20 protein-coding genes are annotated in these 21,195 nt (G+C 69.4%); 7 read left to right on the top strand and 13 right to left on the bottom strand.

Going from position 1 to position 21,195, the window contains the following annotated elements; all coding sequences use genetic code 11:
* Nucleotides 1-305: 305 nt before the first annotated feature.
* Entirely contained in the window at nt 306-791 is a 486-nt protein-coding gene (locus tag BJF80_RS03635) for a DUF6326 family protein (RefSeq protein WP_075812140.1), read from the bottom strand.
* 844 nt (nt 792-1,635) lie between these two features.
* Here BJF80_RS03635 and BJF80_RS18155 point away from each other — a divergent pair.
* Nucleotides 1,636-1,854: a metallophosphoesterase family protein gene (locus BJF80_RS18155; RefSeq protein WP_143456550.1), complete on the top strand. Its 219-nt coding sequence runs from the start codon at nt 1,636-1,638 to the stop codon at nt 1,852-1,854.
* Here BJF80_RS18155 and BJF80_RS03645 read toward each other — a convergent pair.
* The 6 genes from BJF80_RS03645 to BJF80_RS03670 form a co-directional block, all read right to left on the bottom strand.
* The gene (locus tag BJF80_RS03645) at nt 1,838-2,236 is read right to left on the bottom strand and encodes a hypothetical protein (RefSeq protein WP_075811406.1); all 399 of its coding nucleotides are present in this window, start codon (nt 2,234-2,236) and stop codon (nt 1,838-1,840) included. The genes BJF80_RS18155 and BJF80_RS03645 overlap by 17 nt on opposite strands.
* 14 nt (nt 2,237-2,250) lie before the next feature.
* Nucleotides 2,251-3,744, bottom strand: a complete 1,494-nt coding sequence (locus BJF80_RS03650; RefSeq protein WP_075811408.1) for a hypothetical protein — start codon at nt 3,742-3,744, stop codon at nt 2,251-2,253.
* Between the two features lie 193 nt (nt 3,745-3,937).
* Nucleotides 3,938-4,282 (bottom strand): PIN domain-containing protein, encoded by a 345-nt coding sequence (locus BJF80_RS03655; protein ID WP_075811410.1) that lies wholly within the window; start codon nt 4,280-4,282, stop codon nt 3,938-3,940.
* 39 nt (nt 4,283-4,321) lie between these two features.
* Nucleotides 4,322-4,729, bottom strand: coding sequence for a PIN domain-containing protein (locus BJF80_RS03660; protein ID WP_075811412.1), 408 nt, complete (start codon nt 4,727-4,729; stop codon nt 4,322-4,324).
* Nucleotides 4,722-4,955, bottom strand: a complete 234-nt coding sequence (locus BJF80_RS18695; protein WP_075811414.1) for a hypothetical protein — start codon at nt 4,953-4,955, stop codon at nt 4,722-4,724. Before BJF80_RS18695 ends, BJF80_RS03660 begins: the two co-directional genes overlap by 8 nt.
* 25 nt (nt 4,956-4,980) lie before the next feature.
* Complete coding sequence (locus tag BJF80_RS03670) at nt 4,981-5,946, bottom strand: hypothetical protein (protein WP_075811416.1); 966 nt, start codon at nt 5,944-5,946, stop codon at nt 4,981-4,983.
* Nucleotides 5,947-6,284: 338 nt separating this feature from the next.
* Between BJF80_RS03670 and BJF80_RS03675 the strand changes: the two genes are divergently transcribed.
* Nucleotides 6,285-6,860 (top strand): ribonuclease FAU-1 family protein, encoded by a 576-nt coding sequence (locus BJF80_RS03675; RefSeq protein WP_158068462.1) that lies wholly within the window; start codon nt 6,285-6,287, stop codon nt 6,858-6,860.
* 744 nt (nt 6,861-7,604) lie between these two features.
* Here BJF80_RS03675 and dnaB read toward each other — a convergent pair.
* Nucleotides 7,605-9,953 (bottom strand): replicative DNA helicase, encoded by a 2,349-nt coding sequence (gene dnaB / locus BJF80_RS03680; protein WP_075811420.1) that lies wholly within the window; start codon nt 9,951-9,953, stop codon nt 7,605-7,607.
* 304 nt (nt 9,954-10,257) lie between these two features.
* Here dnaB and BJF80_RS03685 point away from each other — a divergent pair, with 304 nt between their 5' ends.
* A complete protein-coding gene (locus BJF80_RS03685) occupies nt 10,258-11,604 on the top strand; it encodes an MATE family efflux transporter (RefSeq protein WP_075812142.1) in 1,347 nt (448 codons plus the stop codon).
* Between the two features lie 211 nt (nt 11,605-11,815).
* Nucleotides 11,816-12,784: a hypothetical protein gene (locus BJF80_RS03690; protein ID WP_075811422.1), complete on the top strand. Its 969-nt coding sequence runs from the start codon at nt 11,816-11,818 to the stop codon at nt 12,782-12,784.
* Nucleotides 12,785-13,163: 379 nt separating this feature from the next.
* Here the strand turns inward: BJF80_RS03690 and rplI are convergent, their stop codons facing one another.
* The 4 genes from rplI to rpsF form a co-directional block, all read right to left on the bottom strand.
* Nucleotides 13,164-13,613, bottom strand: a complete 450-nt coding sequence (gene rplI, locus BJF80_RS03695) for a 50S ribosomal protein L9 (RefSeq protein WP_075811424.1) — start codon at nt 13,611-13,613, stop codon at nt 13,164-13,166.
* A gap of 24 nt (nt 13,614-13,637) precedes the next feature.
* Nucleotides 13,638-13,874 (bottom strand): 30S ribosomal protein S18, encoded by a 237-nt coding sequence (gene rpsR, locus BJF80_RS03700; protein ID WP_066639385.1) that lies wholly within the window; start codon nt 13,872-13,874, stop codon nt 13,638-13,640.
* 86 nt (nt 13,875-13,960) lie between these two features.
* Entirely contained in the window at nt 13,961-14,575 is a 615-nt protein-coding gene (locus tag BJF80_RS03705; RefSeq protein WP_075811426.1) for a single-stranded DNA-binding protein, read from the bottom strand.
* Nucleotides 14,576-14,637: 62 nt separating this feature from the next.
* A complete protein-coding gene (rpsF, locus tag BJF80_RS03710; protein WP_022923502.1) occupies nt 14,638-14,925 on the bottom strand; it encodes a 30S ribosomal protein S6 in 288 nt (95 codons plus the stop codon).
* Nucleotides 14,926-15,244: 319 nt separating this feature from the next.
* Between rpsF and BJF80_RS03715 the strand changes: the two genes are divergently transcribed.
* The 3 genes from BJF80_RS03715 (at nt 15,245) to BJF80_RS03730 (ending at nt 19,727) form a co-directional block, all read left to right on the top strand.
* On the top strand, nt 15,245-16,411 hold the full coding sequence (locus BJF80_RS03715; protein WP_075811428.1) for a nucleotide sugar dehydrogenase: 1,167 nt from the start codon (nt 15,245-15,247) through the stop codon (nt 16,409-16,411).
* Nucleotides 16,412-16,481: 70 nt separating this feature from the next.
* On the top strand, nt 16,482-18,464 hold the full coding sequence (locus BJF80_RS03720; RefSeq protein ID WP_075811430.1) for an acyltransferase family protein: 1,983 nt from the start codon (nt 16,482-16,484) through the stop codon (nt 18,462-18,464).
* 846 nt (nt 18,465-19,310) lie between these two features.
* On the top strand, nt 19,311-19,727 hold the full coding sequence (locus tag BJF80_RS03730) for a phosphotransferase (RefSeq protein WP_075811434.1): 417 nt from the start codon (nt 19,311-19,313) through the stop codon (nt 19,725-19,727).
* 47 nt (nt 19,728-19,774) lie between these two features.
* Here BJF80_RS03730 and BJF80_RS03735 read toward each other — a convergent pair whose 3' ends face one another.
* Complete coding sequence (locus tag BJF80_RS03735) at nt 19,775-21,166, bottom strand: glycosyltransferase family 2 protein (protein ID WP_158068463.1); 1,392 nt, start codon at nt 21,164-21,166, stop codon at nt 19,775-19,777.
* Nucleotides 21,167-21,195: the final 29 nt, after the last annotated feature.

Consider the following 21,195-nt stretch of genomic DNA (forward strand, 5'->3'; position numbering starts at 1 on the left):
GCGTCCGCGGACAGCAGACTGTTGATGATCGACTGCAACAGCGTGCGCATCAGATCCGGGGATGCTTCCGCCAGGGCTTCACCGAGCAGGCCGGCAGGGTCGACAATGTGAGGAGCGGTCATCGTGTGACTCCGTTCGAGGGTGCTGTGAGAGGTTCACTCGAAGGATCACGCGGTGGCCGCGTCCTCGCCTGACGCACACGCCGGAGACGACGACCTCGGCTACCGCGCTACACCACTATGGGGGACTCAACTCGGCCGCCGGCCGTGGGGCCGGTCGGTCGGGTCGGGGTCCACGGACCGCCGTCACGTGGTGACCTGGGCACGGCGGGTGCTCGCGCCGTCCGTCGTGGGCGCTGAGGTGGTGCGGGGCCAGGCCCAGGCGGCACGGATGATGAACCCGAGCAGGACGAGCTCGAGTCCCAGTCCCAGGCCGTAGTAGACGAGCCACTGCTCGCCGACCAGGTTGAACGCCGAGTAGGGGATGTAGAGCATGGCGACCACGAGGTTGAGCACCCGGTTGGTCCGGGCGGGCAGAGTGGCCGAGAGCACGATCATGAGGATCGGGACGGCCACGCTGGCGAGCGCGCTCGCGGCGAAGGTCTGGGTGATCTCGAACTCCCAGACGACACCGTCGAGGATGTCGTCGACGACCCCAGGCTTGTAGGGGGTCAGGTAGTCGACGTAGATGTAGAGGAACATGAAGCTGGTCCACGCTGCGGCGAGCTGGGCCGTGACCGGGACCGCCGGGTTCTGCAGCGGCGTGGGGTGTGGTGCGGACTGAGTACTCATGGGCGACTCCTTGGTGGGTCGAGGACTGGTCCCACCACCATGGCCGGTCGACAGCTCAGAGGACATCGGCCATGCGGCTCGACGTGCCTCGCCCGGAAGAACGGCTGCCGGAGCGGACCACTCCTCCGCGCGGCCCTGCTCGTCACGGGTCAGGGCTCGTGGGCAGCCACCCCAGGGAGGCCGCCGAACGGCCACGGTGAGGACGGCGATGGCCATCTGATCGTCGTCCAGCGACGCCACGTCCACGTGACCTCGCTCGTCGTCGATCAGGACGTTCCAGTCCAGGACCCGGCGTCGCCCCACGGATGCGGCACCTTCCGCGCCACCGTCCCCATGGCCTCGGTGACGAACTGCTCGCCCGGGGCCGGGATTTCGACGATTGCCGCTCGCAGGTCGCGACCGGTCCGCCGGCACGCCGGTCTGGTGTCTGCGACCGCCCGGTTGCCCCTGGCCACCGTGACGGACTCACCGGCCTCGATGGCGTCGGGCAGTCGGAGAAGCGCCGCGACGCCTCGGTGGCGGTGATCGGCCTCATGCCACCGAGGCCATCTGACGATCAGATGTGCCCGGAGAACCGTCATCCACACCCTGTGGATATCTCTCCGAGAACCGATGTCGAGATGCAAAGGAGATTGCACGACTCCACCGCCGAACACTGCACGATCCAGCCCCCCAGCGGGCAATGTGCAAACTGACGCCGCTCGGATCCGAGAAGCCCAGTTGAACGTCGGCACGATGATCCGGTCCCGAGCAAGCACCAGCTGCCCGAACGCCTCACCACGAGGACCAGCTGGTCGAGGGGCTGGACCTCCTGGAGGCCTCGCTCGCGGTGGTGCTCTGACCGGTGGACCGGCTCGCCCTCGTCTCCGACGTCCACGGCAACCTCACGGCATACCGGGCGGTGCTCGACGACATCGAGCGGCGCGGTTTCACCCGGGTGCTCGACCTCGGTGAGCACGTGAGCAGGAGACCGCGGGGGCGGACCGGGCGAGAGGATCAATCCGCTGGAGAGGGAGATGCTCCGGCGACAGTGCGTGGAGCTGCGTCTACGGCATGTCCGTGACGTACCAGCGGTCCTCGACCTTGATCAGTTCGAGCGTCGGCAAGGCCTCGCCCGGTGTCTCGAAGTCATCGGACCGCACCCGTGCGCGACTCGGATCCTGCGTCAGGGTCACCGTCTCCACCGTGGCATCTCCGATCGCGTCTGCCTCAGAGTCCGTCATCTGGGCGAACGATCTGTTCAGCCACGCCTCGCAGTCAGCACGTTCACCATCAGGAATCGGGCCGCTCTCGTCGGCGAACATCGCGCAGGCATCCTGCGGATCCCGGTCGGCGAGAGCCGCGAGGAGGGCTTCCGCGGCATCGATCGGGTGCGCCCGACCCGACTCTGGGCTACAGCCCGCGAGCACGAGAATGCCGCTCAAGGCCAGAACACCGACCGGCACGACTCCCCGAGCCCTCATCGGCGCTCCCCCTCGAACAGGATCTCCAGCGTGAAACTGTTCTCAGCCTGAAATTCGAGCGGAGAGTCGTCGAGCACGAAGCTTCCTGTCGGTCGATAGCGGAACTCCCCCGCGGTGAAGTCAGAAGGGACGTCGAACACCAGGTAGTCCGTCATCGCCTCATCGCCGACCGGTGTGAGGCTCTCGTCACCGACCATGAGCTGGAAGGTCCGTCCCCGGTCGTACTGGAGTTCACTGCCCTGCTGCAGCCGACGTGGATCATCCGTGATCTGCACGGACAACCACGCCCGCCCCTCCTGGGCCCACCCTAGGTGCTCGTCGTACGGAACCAGCAGCACAGAATTCACGCTTCCCGCATAGGTGAGCTCGACGTCGCTGTACGTCCACCGGTAGCCCTGTTCGTCAGCCTCGGCCTCGGTGAGGATCGTGTAGACCTCTCGCGGCCACGTCGTGGACGTCTGCAGCTCCAAGTCGGACCGCTGCTCCGCGAGGAGTGACGCCGACGACGTCACCTCCCCGCTCTGCAGATCGAGGACCTGGTCCTCCCCGTCCGTAGAGACGATCAGCTCCTGCGGACCCTCCTCCGCGACGGAGGTCACCACCACGTAGCGACCTGGGGTGATGTGGCTGCAGGGCAACCCAGCAGTACAACTGGCACCGAGGGGATCTTGGGTGTCCTCGTGAGGCTCGATCGGCAGGCGCTGTGCACCAGAGCTCACAGAGAGCCGCGCTGTCGCGTCCCGGGTCTCAGGTCCACCCCATCCCACCGGCTCGAAGCCCGGAACCACGGACGGCGAGATTTCCAGCTGCCAGGCAGTCACACGCTGTCCCTCGGCGGGGACGTAGAACGGTGAGGAGGACACCGCAGCGTCTTCGTCGGCAGCGCCGTCGTACGCCAGGGACGCCGGGACCTCGTCCAACTCGGCTGTGCCCGTGATCTCGAACGTCGCTGCGGGGGCATGGATGGAGACGCCCTCCAGGGGCTCCCAGGTCACGTCGGCATCGAGGGTGCCCTCCGGGAACCAGCGGGCGACGTTGCTCTCGGGCAGGGTCGGTGCCTGGGGTTCGGGGAGAGCGGCGATCGGCGCTGGCTCGAGACCGTCCGGCCGGTGGAGATCCTCACCCGCTGGAGCGACAGTCCATTCGGTGGCCGCGAGGGACAGTCGTATGCCCTCCCGACTCTGCTTGCGTATGAGAGGAGCCGTATACCACGTCGGTTCGTCAGTGCCCAGAGTGCGGAGCGGACCGCAGGAGATGGCACTGGACAACTGCGCAGGACCAGAGAAGTAGCACCTCGACGTCGCCTCGTCACCTGTTGTCACAGGGTCCAGGCCCGCGAGGACCCCCTGGGCGAACGCGGTGTCGGCCTCCTCGATCAGCGCGGTGGCATTCTCGACATCGAGATCGATCGGATCATCAGCAGTTCCGGAGCAAGCAGCCAGCAAGGTGATCGCAGAAATGCCAGCCACCCAGCGGTATTTCATGTTCATACCCCCATCTCGTGTCGCGCCCAGCCTCGGTCATCCCCCGAGGACGCCTGACGATCTCGCGAACATATCAAGGACTCGCTCACCGAGAGCATACGGTTGCCCCCCGCTGGCGGGAGTCGCTCAGGCCGACCTCCAGACAGACCAGGATCGGAGAGCGTCGGGAGGCATGAGTTCCCGGCAGGCGCAGGATGGTTCAGGGCAGAAGGCGCGGAGCGGAACCATCGTCAAGACGCAGGATCGTGAAGTGCCGACGGTCGAGCGTCGCGATCTCGCGGGTCTGGTATGCCTGTGCGAGCACGATGTTGGCAGCATCGGTGACGTCGATGGGGACGTCCCTGTAGGCCTCGACGATCCGGGTAGCCTCCGCCAGGCGTCGGCGTTCGATGCCGGCGAACTCCCACGCACCACCACCGAGTTCAGCGAGCACAGCATGCTCGGCGTCTGACCCGTGGCGGGAAAGGACGAGGTAGTCGAGCTCGGCCACGACGAACGGTGACACGACGAGGGGGTCGGCGCTGGCGTCGATCGCTGCCACCACCGCGTCGAACGAGGCGGCATCGCCCTGCCGCGAGCCGGGTCAGCCCGCGAAGGGGTTGCGGATGGAGACGCCTCGGAGCGACGCCCCGTCAGTCAGGTCCTCGCTCAGGAGTGTCTCGCACGACGCCAGACTCGCCGCTTCGACGATCATGGCGTCCCAGATGGACATCTGGTGCTGCGCAGAGAGCTCAGCGGCGCGGACGACGAGCTCGGCGTCAGCGTCGACGACGTGAAGGGCGGCCAGCGAAGCCAGCGCCCCGGCGGCGGCATGAAGCGGCATGGCGGGAGCAAACTTCCGCGTCACGACGGCGTACCACTCGAGCAGCACCTGGGTGCTGATCACCGCGTCCGGTCGCTCTCGCATGAGCTGCCGCGCCCGCGCCTGCTTCACCGGCTCGTCGTCGTCGAAGGCATAGACCACGACGTTCGTGTCGAGGAAGTCAGCCACGGTGCAGCTCGTCGCGCGTCCAGGTGCGGCCCCCCGGGCCTGATCCCTGGCTCGTCGCCGCCGCAGCGGCAAGCACTCGGTCCATGTGCCCGGCCGCGTCGTCTCCGTCGGCATACCGAGCCAGGGCCTGCGCGAGGAAGGCGTTCACCGACTCGTCCCGCTGCAGCGCGCGCACTCGCGCGCGCTTCAGGGTCGCGGCGTCAACGGTGATAGTGAGGTTGGCCATGGCTAAGTGTAGCGCGGATCCCGTGCTACACGGATCGCATGCGGGGGTGGTCGAGAGGCTCGGGTGGGTCAGGGACCCATGACTCCCACGGCCCGACATCCTCGGCGAACGGGGTCCGCCAGGCGAGATGCCCGAGGGCCAGGATGACGTACTGGTCCAGCGTCATACCGTAGGTGTGAGCGCGGCGGGACAACTCGCTGCAGAGGGCTTCCGGCATACCAGATATGCCAAAGGTGACGCAGTCTCCTGCCTCCCACGCCTGCCGGTCCCGGAACTGGCTCACGCGGTCGACCTCGTGCAGGGCGTCGTAGAGGAGCTCGTTGAGCGGCGTGACAGGCGAGGTCAGCAGGCCTGGATCCTCGAGCAGGCCGTCACCGATGGCACGGTTCAGCGCTCCGGGGCGGGCCTCCAGCTCGTCCTCGGCGAACCACTCCTCCGTGCGGTAATGGGTCGTCAACACCTGACGAACTCTGCGGTCACGCTCCTCGCTGATCACCGTCGCGTCATGAACCTCGACCGACAACAGGCCGCCCTCGAGGCGCAGGCCGAGCAACTGGCCGGGAGCGGCGTCCGGCAGCCATCCCGGCGGGCCGACGAGCGCACTGTGCCCGAAAGCGGCTGTCGTCACCTCACCACCCGAGGCGAGCCGCAAGGGCGCCTGACCAGCGCACGCGACGAGCGGCATGAGCGCGAGCACACTCCACAGCTCAGTTCGACCAGGATGCGCCCCCGTCACCCGGTGCGTCAGCACCTGGCCGTCCAGGGCGTCGACGAGGCGGACCACCGAGCCGTCCGGTCTTCCGATGAGCAAGGTGCAGGTCTCGACCGCCCTGCTCACGGCATACTCATCGACGCGCACGTCCTGGAGTTGTCGCCGCGCGCGAGCCGACAGCCACTCCAGATCCTGTGGCCCGTCTTGGAGCAACGTGAGCAGCACACCCATGAGCCGGTGGTCGATGTCTCCGATCATGGCTTCGATCGTCTTCTTCATCCGGCCAGGATGCCGCGACCCGCGGTCTTCCCTCCGAAGTTATCCACAGAGCCCTGCTGTCGGGCTGTCGCCGTGAGGGCACGGCGGTCCTGCTGCTATGCCACGCCAGGCCCTCCCCTCAGAGACTCGGCAGTAGCCCCCTCCGCGCTCACAGCCGGGCTAGGAAGGTAGCGCAGCACAACGACATGTCGCCGCAGCGAGAGCCATGCATGTCCACGCTGACCGGGCCCGTCGCACACCACCCCGGGTGGACTCCACTCGTCGACGCCATCAGGGCCTTCGGTGCTTGGCCAGTACCTGGTGGATAAGCCGCCGTCACAACGGGCGACGCTGACATGATGGGAACCGTGGTGCGGCTCTCAAAGCAGAAGTGGGACATTGCCAGGAGGCGCTGCAGGGAGGCATTCAGCTGGCCGGTCGAGATCCTGGGGACCGATCGACACGGAACCTGGCTCGGGTCCCGCCAGGGAACTCCTGTGCACCAGCCGGATGGCGGCGTTGAGCTGCAGCAGAACGCTGCTGTCTGGCTGGTCATCGAGCGCTCGTGGAGTCTGCCTGCGTTCTGGTTCACAGCCGAGACAGATCTGACCATCGACGTCTGCACGCCACTCACGTTCGAGGACGAGACGTGGTCCTTCATCGATCTGGAACTGGACCTGTTCCGGAGGCCCGATGGTCGGGCGGGGCTCGTGGACCAGGACGAGTGGGACCTTCTGGCTGGGTCTGGCCTCATCGTCGACGAGGCCGTGCGGGCCGCGGAAGAGACCGCTCGGTCGCTGCTGCCGCTCGTGGAGCGCCAAGTGGAGCCCTTCGGGCACGCTGCCTTGCCGTGGCTCCACGGCCTTGACCGCTCACCACAGGAGGGGCCGAAGCCGGGAGATCTGGGGTTGCCCGCAGTAGCAGCAGGAGGATGACGCGGCAACTCGCTACCTGCTACCTGGTGGTGGTCTCACGTCGACAAGAGGTGTCGAGGCGCAGAGAAGGTTGCACACCCGGCCTCGACCGACCTTGCACGTTCCGACTCTGCCGTCTGGGTTGTGCAAAGTACAGGAGGGTCGACGGCCCTACTCTTCTTGCGCCTGGCTTCTGGGGGTTCGATAGCCGGTGCGGCGCTTCCAATCGCCCGGTGGGGCGTAGGTGGTGTCCCAGGGCATGGGTTGATAGGAACGGCACGTGGGTTGGCGGGGGCCGGGCCAGGGCTCACCGAAGGAGCGGCGACAGGGACAGACGTGCTCGGTGTTGGTGTTGCCAAGGATTCGGAACCGTGGGGGCCTGAGGCGCGGCGAGTAGTCCAGGGTGGCTCCGGGCAAGACGTCGGCCGCGGTGTCGCTGACGATGAGCCAGGCACCGGGACATCCGTACGTTGTGCCACCTGCTGCATCCGGCGCCGCGGGGTCCACCTGGTCGAAGACGTAGGTGGTGCCACAACACCCACCGTCTTCGAGGTCGATGCGGACCGCTCCGCCCAGGGCGGTGAGTTGGTCGATCGCCGCCCGTGTCACCGTAAACGGCGGGAAGATTGTCTGATCCGTGCTGATGGTCATTCGCTACATCTACCAGGCAGCACGGACACTGCTGCCGTCATCGCCGACTCGGCACAGTGCTGATGACACATACGAACTCAGTTTGTGCCATGTTCGCTGCATCTCGACAGAGGCTCAGAAGTTGCTGGCCATATTCGTGAATCGGCTGTAGTGGCCCTGGAATGCGACAACCACAGTGTCAGTCGGGCCGTTCCTGTGTTTGGCAACAATGACGTCCGCCTCGCCCTCGCGAGGCGACTCCCGCTCGTAGAGCGACTCGCGGTGCAGCAGAATCACGACGTCGGCGTCCTGCTCGATCGAGTTGTGAACCGCGATGCCGTTGGCGACGAAGTTGTGGCCACCGAGCACGGTGGCGTCGTAGACCTCCTCGACGCCCACCAGCTCCACCGACTGGATCTGCCCGAAAAGCACGTCGTTGACAGCGGCGAGATCAAGCTCCTCCTTGTCCAGCACATCGACCACCGAGCTCAACGAGCCAGCATCCTCAGCACGCCTCATGACCTTGCCCACCTCGGCCCACAGCGGAGAAGGCTCCGACAGCCGAGGCGCGGCGGCGTGGCCTGCACCGTTTCGCACCAGCGCGAGAGCCCCCGCCACGTCTGGCCCCAGGTCGCCATGAGGCGCGACCTCCTGGAGGAAGCGGCGCTGGTCGTCCCACTCCACAACGCCCAGGACGGCGCCGGCCACTGACCTCCGCTGCTCCGTGCTGATTCCGAAGCGCAGCAACTGTCGGGCGATCTGATCGAGCACCGACGGGTTCCCGGGAAGGGAGATCGTGGGTCGCTCCTCGTGCGGGCTCACACCCACCTGCCCCTCGCGGGCCCACATCGCAGCGACGAGCACGGCGATCTGACGCTTGGACATGAACCACGCCTCGTCCGGGAGCCGAGACGCCCGACCCTCGACGAGATCGTCGGCCAGGGAGACCACATCGGCGTCGTCGGCCCACGGCTCGTGCCGCTCCGGCGCAGGGACGTGGCGCGGCACGGCGATGCGGTCGCCGGCGTGCAGGTCGCCGAGGGCCTTCCAGCCGTCGTAGGCCAGGAAGGGGTGGTTCTCCGTCGCTGTCAGGGTCTTGCCCGAGGTGAGGGTGAGTCGGAAGACCGGCCGCGTCCCGGTGGCGAAGACGTGGGTGAGATGACGCCGGACATACCGCAGGGACTCGTCGAGGGACCACACCGGCACGTCGGTCGCGCCCTGCTCGTGAAGCTCACCGAGCGTGACCTCCGCCCCCGTGTCGGCGCGCAGCACGCGCGTGTCAGCGGTGAGGCAGCCCGACTCACGAAGGTCGCTCATCTGCGGCTTCTTGTCCGTCCGCTGCTCCGGACCTCGGTTGAGCTGCGACAGCGCGATGACCGGCACCTCGAGCTCCTTGGCCAGCAGCTTGAGCGCGCGGGAGAACTCCGCGACCTCTTGCTGGCGCGACTCGACCCGCTTGCCCGAGCTCATGAGCTGCAGGTAGTCGATGATCACGAGCTTGAGGTTGTTGCGCTGCTTGAGCCGGCGACACTTGGCGCGGATCTCCATGAGCGACATGTTGGGGCTGTCATCGATGAAGAGCGGGGCGTCGGTGATGCGGCCCTGGGTCTCGGCCAGCCGGGTCCAGTCGCGATCGCGCATGTTGCCCTTGCGCATGTTCTGCAGCGGGATCTCCGACTCCGCCGACAGCAGGCGCATGGTGATCTCGGTCCGGCTCATCTCCAGGGAGAAGACGACCGTCGCCATCTGATGCTTGATCGCCGCGGCCCGGGCGAAATCCAGGGCGATGGTCGACTTCCCGACAGCAGGCCTGGCCGCGATGATGACCATCTGCCCGGGGTGCAGGCCATTGGTGAGCTCGTCGAGCTCGGTGAACCCAGTCGGCACACCGGTCATCTCCCCCGAGGACCCGGCCGCGTGCTCGATCTCGTCCATCGTGGGCTCGATGAGCATGCCGAGCGCCTGGTAGTCCTCGCCCCCGCGCTTGTCGGCGACGGCATACACCTCGGCCTGCGCGGCGTTGACGATGTCCTCGACGTCGCCCCCCTGGTAGCCGATCTGGACGATCCGCGTGCCGGCGTCGACCAGGCGCCGCAGCACTGCACGCTCGGCGACGATCTCCGCGTAGAACGCCGCGTTGGCGGCCGTCGGCACCTCGGCGATGAGCTGGTGCAGGTATGCCGTGCCCCCGATGCGCTGCAGGTCGCCCCGCTTGGTCAGCTCGTCACCGACCGTGATCGCGTCGACCGGCTCGCCGCGGGAGTAGAGGTCCACGCAGGCCTCGAAGATGCCCTCGTGCGCCGGGCGGTAGAAGTCCTGGGCCTTGACCATCTCCGAGCACTCGGCGATGGCGTCCTTGGACAGCATCATCGAGCCCAGCGCGCTGCGCTCGGCGGCGACATCCTGAGGAGGAAGACGGTCCTCCGGGCCGCTCGGCGCACCCTGGTCCGGCGGTCCGTAGACGTCCATCTCGCTCAGCGTCATACCGCCTCCTCGCCCGTCGTCAGCACGTGCTCAACCTGTGCGAGAAGTCCAGCACCCACCGCCGACAGACCCGCAATCGGCCTACCGTACGGCCGAGGTCACCAACCCGCAGCATCCCCGTGTGGACGACCTGGGGACACGGTGTGGAGGCCGTGGGGACAACCCACCCCACGTCCCAGCACGGCGTGTGGACAACACTGTGGAAACTCACGGAACTTTCGTCACATCAGGCTCTGACCTGCGACGTTGCCTGACCGCTGCTGTGGACGCAAGAAAGTCGGTGGTGGGTGGCAGACTCGGCGTCGTGACCGAGCCAGACACGCGACGCACCGGCGACCCGGGGCGCGCGCGGGAGATCCTGCACCTGGCCGTGCCCGCCTTCCTGGCCCTGGTCGCCGAGCCGCTCTTCCTGCTCGCCGACTCCGCGATCGTCGGCAACCTCGGCACCGCCGCGCTGGCCGGTCTCGGGGTCGCTAGCGCCGTGCTGCTCACCGCGGTCAACATCTTCATCTTCCTCGCCTACGGCACCACCGCGGTCGTCGCCCGCCGGCTTGGCGCCGGAGACGAACGGGGCGCGGTCAGCGCCGGCATCGACGGGGTCTGGCTCGCGCTGCTGCTCGGCGCGGTCGGCGCCGTCTTCACCGCTCTGCTCGCGCAGCCGCTGGTCCAGCTCTTCGGCGCCGGCGACGCGGTCGTGGCCGAGGCGGTGACCTACCTGCGCTGGTCGGCCCTCGGCATACCCTCCATGCTCGTCGTGCTCGCCGCGACCGGGGTGCTGCGCGGGCTGCAGGACACGCGGACCCCGCTCGTGGCCTCCGTCGTCGGCTTCACCGGCAACGCGGCGCTCTCGCTGATGCTCGTGCACGGAGTCGGGTGGGGCATCGCCGGCGCCGCGATCGGGACGGTCATCGCGCAGACCGGTATGGCGCTCGGTCTCGTCCTCGTCGTCGTCCGCGGGGCCCGGCGGCTGGGGTCGTCCCTGACCTTCCACGGCGCGGGGGTGCTGCGGGCGGCGCGGGGGGGCATACCCCTGCTCGTGCGGACCATCGCGCTGCGCGCGGCGCTCCTGCTCACCACCTGGTCGGCCGCCGGGCTGGGCGACGAGCAGCTGGCGGCGCACCAGGTGGCGCTGACGGTATGGTCCACGCTCGCCTTCGCCCTCGACGCGCTCGCCATCGCCGCGCAGGCGCTGACCGGCAAGACGCTCGGCGCGAGCGACGTCACGGGGACGCGGGAGGCGACAGCACTGATGGTGCGGTGGTCGGTGTGGTTCGGCGTGATCCTGGCCGTGCTCATCGTCGCGCTGCACCGCGTCATCCCGCTCGGCTTCAGCCAGGACGCCGACGTGCGGGCCGCCCTGGCCGCGGCCCTGCTCGTCGTGGCGGTCGGCCAGCCAGTCGCCGGGATCGCCTTCATCCTGGACGGTGTGCTCATCGGCGCCGGCGACACCCGGTGGTTGGCGTGGGCGCAGACCGCGGCGACCGTGGCCTACCTCCCGATGGTGCTCGCCGTGCGGCTGACCGGCGTCGACGGCACCACCGGTCTGGTCTGGCTGTGGGTCGCCTTCACCGGCTTCATGAGCGTCCGGGCCCTGCTCATGTGGCGGCGGGCCAGCGGGGAGCGGTGGATGGTGGTCGGCGCCGAGCGGTGAGCGGCAGGGGGCAGTGCCGGGCGGGTTTGGCGCCGTTCCTCGAGGCCTCGGCCGACCGTGGAAGTGTCGCCCCGGCGGCGCATCCACGGTCAGCAGCCGCTGTCAGCCCCCAGCCGACCGTGACACTGCTGCCGTGGCGACGCTTCGACGGTCCAGGAGTGGCCTGTGGATAGGTTCAGCGAGGCGTCGTCAGTGCGTCGCAGACTGGGGTATGCCCACGACGCGCGCCGAGCGCAGGACAACCCAGCGGCTCGAACGTGCCCGGCGGCACCGGCTCGCGCGAGACCTGGCCGAGCCGCACGACGGGGTGGTCACGAGGCGGATGCTCCTGGAAGCCGGGCTGACACCAGGGCAGATCGCCACGGAGATCGACCACGGCGCGTGGAGTCGGGCGGGAGCGCATACCCTCTGCATCACCTCGGACGTGCCGAGCGGCCATGCCCTGTGGTGGTGGGCCGTCTGGGAGTCCGGCACCCACAGCGTCCTGGACGGCGCGACGGCGTTGCTGGCCACCGGGCTGCAGCACTGGGAGGATCCGGTCATCCACGTCGCCGTGCCCAACAACGCCACGGTCCGTCGACTGGAAGGGGTCTGCCACCACCGCCTGCGCGACCTGGGGCCGCGCACCACCTCGGGTCTTCGGCGCACACCACCCGACGTCGCGGTGGTCCGCGCGGCGCGATGGGCCAGGACCGACCGGCAGGCGGCCACCCTCGTGGCGATGACCGTGCAGCAGCGACTCGTGGCGCCGGACGCTCTGCTCGTCCGCTGGCAGCAGATGAGGCGGACCTGGGAGACCTCAGTGCTCGACGAGGTCATCAGGGACGTCTGCGACGGGGCTCACTCGCTCAACGAGCTGGACTTCGCCGCCGAGTGCCGTCGCCGTGGCCTTCCGGAGCCGGCTCGGCAGGCGGTGCGGACGGGCCGGAACGGACGGGTCTACCTGGACGTGTTCTGGGAGGATCTCGGGGTGCATGTCGAGATCCACGGAGCCCAGCACTTCCAGGGCACAGCCGGTCTCGACGACGCCCTGCGGCACAACGACCTTCAGCTGAGGGACCGCACCATGGTCAGCCTGCAGATCCCGGTGCTGGGGCTCCGGACGACTCCGGAACCGTTCTTCCGGCAGCTCGGAGCCGCCCTCGAGGCGGCCCGACGACGGCTCGGACAGGCCGGCTGACCGGGAAAGGTGCGCCCCGGCGAGACTTCCACGGTCGGCACCACGTCAGAGGGCCCGGTGACCGGGGAAGCTGCGCCCCGGCAGCGATTCCACGGTCGCACCCGCCCGCCGACCGGCAAAGGCGCGCCGCGGCAGCATGTCCACGGTCGCAACCGCTGTTGAGGGCAACGCCGACCGGCAAAAGCGCGCCGGGGCAGCATTTCCACGGTCGCACCCGCCCGCCGACCGCTACCCAACCGGGGAAACTGCGCCATGGCGAGACTTCCACGGTCACGGGGCGGCGATCAGCGAGCGGCGCCTCGACGGGCGGACGCGGAACGGCCCCGCCTCCCGGGGGAGACGGGGCCGTGCGGCGTGTGCTGCGCGTGCAGTCGGCCGCTCAGGCGGAGGCGACGACGCTGACGGTGACGTCGGCGGCGAGGTCCTCGTGCAGGCGGACGTGCACGGCGTGGTCGCCGACGCTGCGGATCGGGGTGCGGACCTCGATGCGGCGCTTGTCGACCTGGGGGCCGCCACCGGCGACGATCGCCTCGGCGATCTCGCCCGGGGTGACGGCACCGAAGAGGCGGCCACCGGACCCGGCGCGGGCCTCGACGGTGATCTCGGCGCCCTCGAGCCGGGCCTTGGCGGCGGCGGCGTCCTCGGCGCTCTTCACGGCCCGCTTGTCGCGGGCCGCCTTAATCGAGTCGACCTGCTTCTGGCCGCCCTTGGTCCAGGCGGTCGCCACCTTGCGGGGCAGCAGGTAGTTGCGGGCGTAGCCGTCCTTGACGTCGACGACGTCACCGGCGTCACCGAGACCGGTGACAGGCTGGGTGAGGATGATCTTCATGATGCGCTCCTGATGCGACCGGGCTCAGCGGGCGGAGCTGCTGTAGGGCAGCAGCGCCATCTCGCGGGCGTTCTTCACGGCACCGGCGATCCGGCGCTGCTCCTGCACGGAGACGCCGGTCACCCGACGGGCACGGATCTTGCCGCGGTCGGAGATGAACTTGCGCAGCAGCGCGGTGTCCTTGTAGTCGATCGCCTCGATCTTGGCGGACTTGAGCGGGTTCGCCTTCTTCTTCGGCTTGCGCATGACGGGCTTGGCCATCGTGGTGCTCTCCCCTTTCGTGAGAGCCCGAGCTCATCGCTCGGGATGGTGGGTGTGTTCGTGGTGGTGCTGTGAAGGGTGGCCGATCAGAACGGCGGCTCGTCGTAGGACGGCGCGCCGCCCCAGCCCGAGCCCCCGCCGGAGCCACCGGAGTTGCCGGAGTTGCCGCCGGTGCTGCTGGCGCCGCCGGTCGCCCAGGGGTCGTTGGCCGGGGCCTGCTGGCCCCCGGACTGCTGCCCGCCGGCGTTGCCGCCGCCGGAGTAGCCGCCCTGCTGACCACCCTGGCCGCCCTGGCCCTGACCGCCCTGCCAGCCGCCGCCGGAGCCACCCTGGCCGCGCTGGGCCTTGGTGACCTGGGCGGTGGCATACCGCATGGACGGACCGACCTCGTCGACCTGCATCTCCATGACCGTGCGGTTCTCGCCCTCCGGCGTCTGCCAGGAGCGGGAGACCAGCCGGCCGGTCGCGATGACGCGGTCGCCGCGGTGCAGCGACTCCGACGCGTGCTCGGCCGCCTCGCGCCAGACCGAGCACCGCATGAACAGCGTCTCGCCGTCCTTGAACTCGTTGGTCTGGCGGTCGAACTGCCGCGGGGTGGACGCCACCGTGAAGTTGGCGACGGCCGCACCGCTGGGGGTGAAGCGCAGCTCGGGGTCGGCGGTCAGGTTGCCGACGACGGTGATCGGAGTCTCTCCGGCCATGTCAGGTGCTCCTCGCGTTGCTGTCGGTCAGGTCAGGGGTTCGGGGTGTGCCGGGTCGCGACTCAGGCGTCGCGGCGCAGCAGCTTGGTCCGCAGGACGGACTCGTTGAGGCCCAGCTGGCGGTCCAGCTCCTGGGCGGTGGCGGGCTCGGCGGTGAGGTTGACCACCGCGTAGATGCCCTCGGCCTGCTTCTTGATCTCGTAGGCCAGCCGGCGGCGGCCCATGACGTCGATCTCGTCGACCGAGCCACCGTCCTTGCCGACGACGGCGAGCATCTTCTCCAGCGTGGGCTGGAGCGTGCGCTCGTCGGTCTCGGGGTCGAGGATGATCATGAGTTCGTACTGACGCATGCGGAAGACCCACCTCCTTCGGTCTGTAGCGGTCACGGTCTCTCCGTGACAGGAGGGTCATACGTCGCACCGCTGCCCTGCCAGCATGCCACCGAGCGGTGAGCCGTGCAGGAGTTGTCCACAGCCGCAGGGCTCGCCGAGCGACGCGGACCGCGGTGAACCCGACCACGATACCGGGCGCCGTCGCGCGCCACCTAATCCGCACCTCGTCTCCTGCCTCATCCCGGTCGGCTCCTGCGCGACGGCGCACCCGGCGCCGCCTCATCGGCTTCTCACCCGCGCCACGACATACTGTGCCGGACCGAGCAGAGGGAGAAGCATGAAGATCGCGATCGCCGGCACCGGCTACGTGGGGCTCTCGTTGGCCGTCGTCCTGGCCCAGCACCACGAGGTGTGCGCGCTGGACATCGACACCGCCAAGGTGGCCGAGATCAACGCGCGCCGCAGCCCGATCCACGACCCCGAGATCAGCGACTACCTCGCGACGCGCGAGCTGGACCTGCGGGCGACCACCGACCCCGAGGAGGCCTACGCGGGTGCGCAGTGGGTGGTGGTGGCGACCCCCACCGACTACGACACGGTGACCAACTTCTTCGACACCCGCAGCGTCGAGGCGGTCGTCGCGGACGTCCGCCGGATCAACCCCGACGCCGCGATCGTCATCAAGTCCACGATCCCCGTCGGCTACACCGAGGGCCTCCGCGAGCAGCACCCCGGCGCCACCATCCTGTTCAGCCCGGAGTTCCTGCGCGAGGGCCGCGCGCTGCACGACAACCTGCACCCGTCCCGGATCATCGTCGGCGACACCACCGAGCGCGGTCAGGAGTTCGCCGACCTGCTCCTGGAGGGTTCCCTGCACGACGACGTGCCGGTGCTGCTCACCGGCTCCACCGAGGCCGAGGCGATCAAGCTCTTCGCCAACACCTACCTGGCGATGCGCGTCGCCTACTTCAACGAGCTCGACACGTATGCCGTGACCCGCCAGCTCGACACCCGCCAGATCATCGAGGGCGTGGGTCTGGACCCGCGCATCGGGGCGCACTACAACAACCCGAGCTTCGGCTACGGCGGCTACTGCCTGCCCAAGGACACCCGGCAGCTGCTCGCCAACTACGGCACCGTGCCGCAGACCCTCATCACCGCGGTCGTGGACGCCAACACGACCCGGATGGACTTCATCGCCGCCGACATCCTCGACCGGCACCCGCGACGCGTCGGGATCTACCGCCTCATCATGAAGGCCGGGTCCGACAACTTCCGCGCCTCCAGCGTCCAGGGCGTCATGTCGCGGCTCCAGGCGCGCGGGGTCGAGATCGTCATCTACGAGCCCTCCTTCGAGGGCGAGACCTTCCAGGGCTGCCGCGTGCTGCGCGACCTGCCGGCGTTCACCGAGGCGGCCGACGTCATCATCGCCAACCGGCTGGACGAGCACAGGGACGACTTCGGCGACAAGCTCTACACCCGGGACCTCTACGGCCGGGACTGACCTGGCGGGTCGCCGCAGACGTCTTTGGTAGCGTGCGCCGGGTTTCTGTCCGGCGGTGAAAGGTCGTCTCATGCCTCCCACGCAGCGCCGGCTGGACATCGACGGACTGCGCGCGGTCGCCGCCCTGCTGGTCGCCATCCACCACGTGTGGCTCGGTGGCGTGTCCGGGGGCGTGGACGTCTTCTTCGTCGTCGCCGGCTTCATGATGACGACGACCGTCCTGGGCCACCAGGAGCGTTATGGTCGGTTGCGGCCGGGTGTGTACGCGGGCCGACTGATGAGCCGGTTGCTCCCCCAGGCCCTGCTCGTCCTCACCGTGGTCGCGGTGGCCACCGTGGCCCTGCTGCCTGCGACCTCCTGGCGGACAACGTTCAGGGAAATCGCCGCCTCCGCGGTGTACCTCGAGAACTGGGAGCTCATCGGCCAGTCGGTGGACTACCTGCAACGGGACGCGGCGGCCAGCCCGGTGCAGCACTTCTGGGCCATGTCCGTCCAGGGGCAGTTCTACGTCCTGTGGGCCCTCCTGGCGGTGGTCGCGTTCCGGTGGCGAGGACGTCTGTCGCCCGAGCGTTCCCTCACGGTCGTCATCGCCGCCGCGTGCGCCGCCTCGTTCGCCTTCTCGCTCGTGCTGACGGCTGAGAACCAGCCCGTCGCGTACTTCCACACGCTGACCCGGGTCTGGGAGTTCGCCGGCGGTGGACTGGTGGCGCTGGCCATGCGCCGGGGTGTCCGCCCGGGCGATAAGACCTCGACCGCCGCGGGCTGGCTCGGCCTGGCCCTCATCGTCAGCTGTGGCACGGTCCTACCGGTCCAGGACACCTTCCCCGGCTGGGTCGCTCTGTGGCCCGTGACAGGCGCAGCCCTGATCCTGCTGGCCGGACAGGGTGCGACCCGCGCCACCGCCGGTCGTCTGCTGTCGACGCCCGGCCTCGTCCGTCTCGGGTCCGTGTCCTACGCCATCTACCTCTGGCACTGGCCGCTGCTCGTCCTGTGGCTGCACGTGAGCGACCGGACGAGCGCGGGCTTGGTGGACGGCGCCACGGTGATCGGTCTCTCGGTGCTGCTGGCCTTCGCCACCACCGCCGTGGTCGAACGGCCGTTGCGCTCGTGGGCCTCCACGGCACGGACCGGTGCGACGGTGCTGCTCGGGGCCACCGCGGTCGCCATCGTCGCCGTCTCCGGTATCGCGGCGAGCCAGGTCGAGGTCGAACGAGTCCAGAGCGAGGGCCTGGTCGGTGCCGAGCTGCTGGACGAGAACGGGCGGGGCGACGTCGTGGACCTGCGAAAGGGCAACGACGGGCAGCCCGTGCCCGGGGTGCTGGCCGCGGTGGACGACGTGCCGTCCCTGTACGACGAGGGGTGCGCCACGACGCAGACCGACGACGAGGTGATCACCTGCGAGTACGGTGACCTCGAGGCGGACCGGAGCATCGTCCTGACCGGTGGGAGCCACAGCGCGCACTGGCTGCCCGGCTTGGACCGGGCCGCCCAGCAGACCGGGTGGCGCGTCCTCACCGTCATCAAGAACGGCTGTCGGACGGGTTTCGCCCCGGAGCCCGGGGACGACAGCCCTGAAAGCGTGTCCTGCGGGCGGTGGAACGACGCGGCCCTCCCGCACATCATCGACCTCGAGCCGGACCTGGTGGTGATGACCTCGACCATCAGCGGGCGCGAGCAGTCCGAGGTGCTGCCCCCCAGCTATCTCGACACCTGGGCGGAGCTCTCCGCCCACGACATCCCCGTGCTCGCCATCCGGGACACGCCGCGCAGTCCCTTCGACAGGGTGGAGTGCCTGGCCGAGGAGGGCCCCCTGGGGACAGCGTGCGACGTGGAGCGAGACACGACCCTGGCCCGGGAGGACCCAACGTCACAGGTGCCGTCGGCACCGGCCAACGTGACCTTCGCGGACCTGACCTCCTACTTCTGCGACGCATCGGTGTGCCCCGCCGTGATCGGTGACGCCGTCGTGTACAGCGACAGGAACCACATCACGACGACCTACTCGCGATCGCTGGCCCCGGTGCTCGCGGACCTGCTCGAGCCCTTCGCGTGACCCGCCTCCGCGACGCGGTGGAAGGCCCCATCATGTCTCACAGATCTCTCATGCACTGCCTAGGTTGTCGATCCGGTGCACGTCGCGCCGGGTCCGCCCGACAGAGGCGAGGAGACGTGGCATGACACGAGCAGACGCTGGGCCACCCACCCGCCCTCGCTCGTGGCCGCAGGTTGGTCCGCGGCCCTGGAGCGCACCTTCCTCTCCTGCCGTCGTCCCTGCGCGGTCGCGAGGCGCGCTTCGGGTGGCGGGTGCTCCACCCTCCCGGCTTCGAGCTGCACCCCTGGGCCGAGCTGTTCACCCACCCGGGCACCGGGGCACCCATCCTGGGTGCGGCTCCGTGCCCGCACCTGTCTCGCACCCGGTCGGTCGCCGACCTCGTCCTGGTCGGACGGATGACCCACCAGCATCTGCGATATCGCGCCTTCTACCTGCGCTCCCCCCTCCCCCTGTCGGTCGCCGTGCACGAACGACCAGCCCGCAGGAACCGCACCGGCCTGCTGGCGGGTGCCGCACTGCAGCACCTGGCCCACGCGCGGCTTCCCGTCGCGGTCCCCCGCGTGCGGAGCACTGAGAGCACGGGACTGCGACCGGGTCGACGCTGGTGGGGAGGTGGCTCGGCGAGGTCCGCGCAGCAGGTCGACGTGGTGGTGGAGGAGTGGCTGCCCGGCCGACCCGTGATGCCGCACGAGACCGCCGCGGTGCACGATCTGCTGGATGCTGTCCATGCGCTGTGGCACGTGGAGCCGGTCACAGGCGTCGAGCTGCCGCCTCCGTCCCTGGACCGGGCTCGACGCGCCTCCACCGCCCTGGTCAGGGAACGTGAACACCTGCTGTGGCCCCCTGATGTCGACCGGACCCGCGTGCGCGCGCACCCTCGCCCTGCTCGACAGCAACCCACGTGTCACGGTCGGCCTCAGCCACGGCGACCCGGGTCTGGGCAACGCGGTACTCACCGGACGGGGCGGGATCGCTTTGGTCGACTGGAAGGACGCCGGTCGCCGCCCGATCAGCCACGACGTCTTCGAGGTCCTGGCCTCCAGCACACTGTCACCGCAGCAATGGAGCGACCTGCACCCAGAGCTGCCTCGGTGTCGCCCCCACCAGTCGGCGCCAGCACCGGAGCAGCTGGCGCTGGTCATCCTCCAGTTCCTCCAGGGCTGGAGGCATCGGACCGCACGGGCGGCGCATCGTCGGGCGCTACCGGCTCATCGCCGCAGGATGCACCGCATGGTCCAGGCGTTGGACGTCCTGCTGGCCTGAGCGCCTTCCCGCGTCGCGGGCGGCGACGAGCCTTCAGACCCCGGCGATCATCCCCTGGGGAGTGATGCGCGCGGTCCCGGGACGCACGCCCAGGGCCTCGGGGGGACACCATCGCTCGCCCAGCACCTCCGGCGCCACGGCGTCCAGGCCCAGGCGCAGCGCCCTCTCCACGTCCGGGTACGCCATACCTCGACGCTGGGGGTGCCGTAGGCGTTTGGCAGCGTCCGCACCACCCGCACCTCCTCGCCCAGGAGCGCGACCGCGCGGGTCAGGCTGTCGGCGGCGAGCACCACCCCGACCGGGACGACCACGGTCAACGGGCTGGGGAACCCGCTCGTCAGCGCCTGCACGGACGACTCCACGCGGTGCTCGGAGGCGACGTAGTCCGACCACCAGGAGGGGAGCTGCGTCTGCCCCGTCACGACCGTGATGGCCAGGTCGCTCATCTCCGAGCCGAGCACCGAGTCCACGGTCAGGAGCAGCAGCTCACCGGCGTCCTCCCCGAGCTGCCCGGGACCCTGTCCTGAGACGTCCACCACCACCCGCGCGGTGGGCACGGTCCACCGGCGCCCCCGGTTGTGCGGCCGGAAAAGCGGGACCGGCAGGTAGTTGGCGGCCAGACCCATCCGGGTCCGCTTGATCTCCGCTCCCCGTGTCGCGAAGTTGCGCGCCCCCTGGTGCCAGCACCGTGCCTCCGAGTCGGGGACCACGAGAGCCCCGCGGGTGTAAGCGCGGTAGCCGAACTCGGTGTCGACGATGCCGCGCAGCCCGAAGGTGGCGAAACCACCGGTGCGCCGGTAAAGCTCGCGCCGGATGGACACCGTCGCGCCGACCACGGCGATGAAGACGTCGTCGGCGTCCCGGGTGAGCCCGTCCTGCTGCTCGATGTGCTCCTCCTGCCACTGGTGGGTGCGCCACGCCCGGCCGGTGAGCAGGTCACCCACACCCGTCCCGTCGCGGCCCGCGCGTTCGATCTCGGCAGGGCCGAGATCGTCGACCTTCACGAACCACTTCCGGCCCAGCACCAGGGCGTGGTCGCAGACGTGGTGCCAGCGCGCGTGCGCCTCCACATGAGCAGGGTCGGCCAGCATGTCGGAGTCCAGGAACAGCAGGATCGGCGCCTGCGTGGCGAGCGCACCCTCGTGTCGGGCGGCACCTGAACCGTGCGACTGCGCCTCGTCCCGGCGGACCACCCGGGTCCCCGGGGGGGCACCGGGAGGCACCTGCAACGGCGTCCCGGACGCATCGTCGACGACGACGACCTCCAGCAGCTCCGACGGGTACGTCTGGTGTGCCAGGGCCGCGAGGGTGCGTTCGAGCTCGAGCTGGTTGTCCCGAGCAGGCAGCACCACGGCGACCTTCTCACGGGGTGTCCACCCGCCGAGGGGAGGGACCGGGAGCGAGGTCCATCGCTGTCCGGCAGCCGCAACCTCATCCATCGAGTCTCCACACGTCGCCCTAGCCGTCT

The sequence above is a fragment of the Serinicoccus sp. CUA-874 genome (assembly GCF_001942225.1).
Taxonomy (GTDB): domain Bacteria; phylum Actinomycetota; class Actinomycetes; order Actinomycetales; family Dermatophilaceae; genus Ornithinicoccus; species Ornithinicoccus marinus.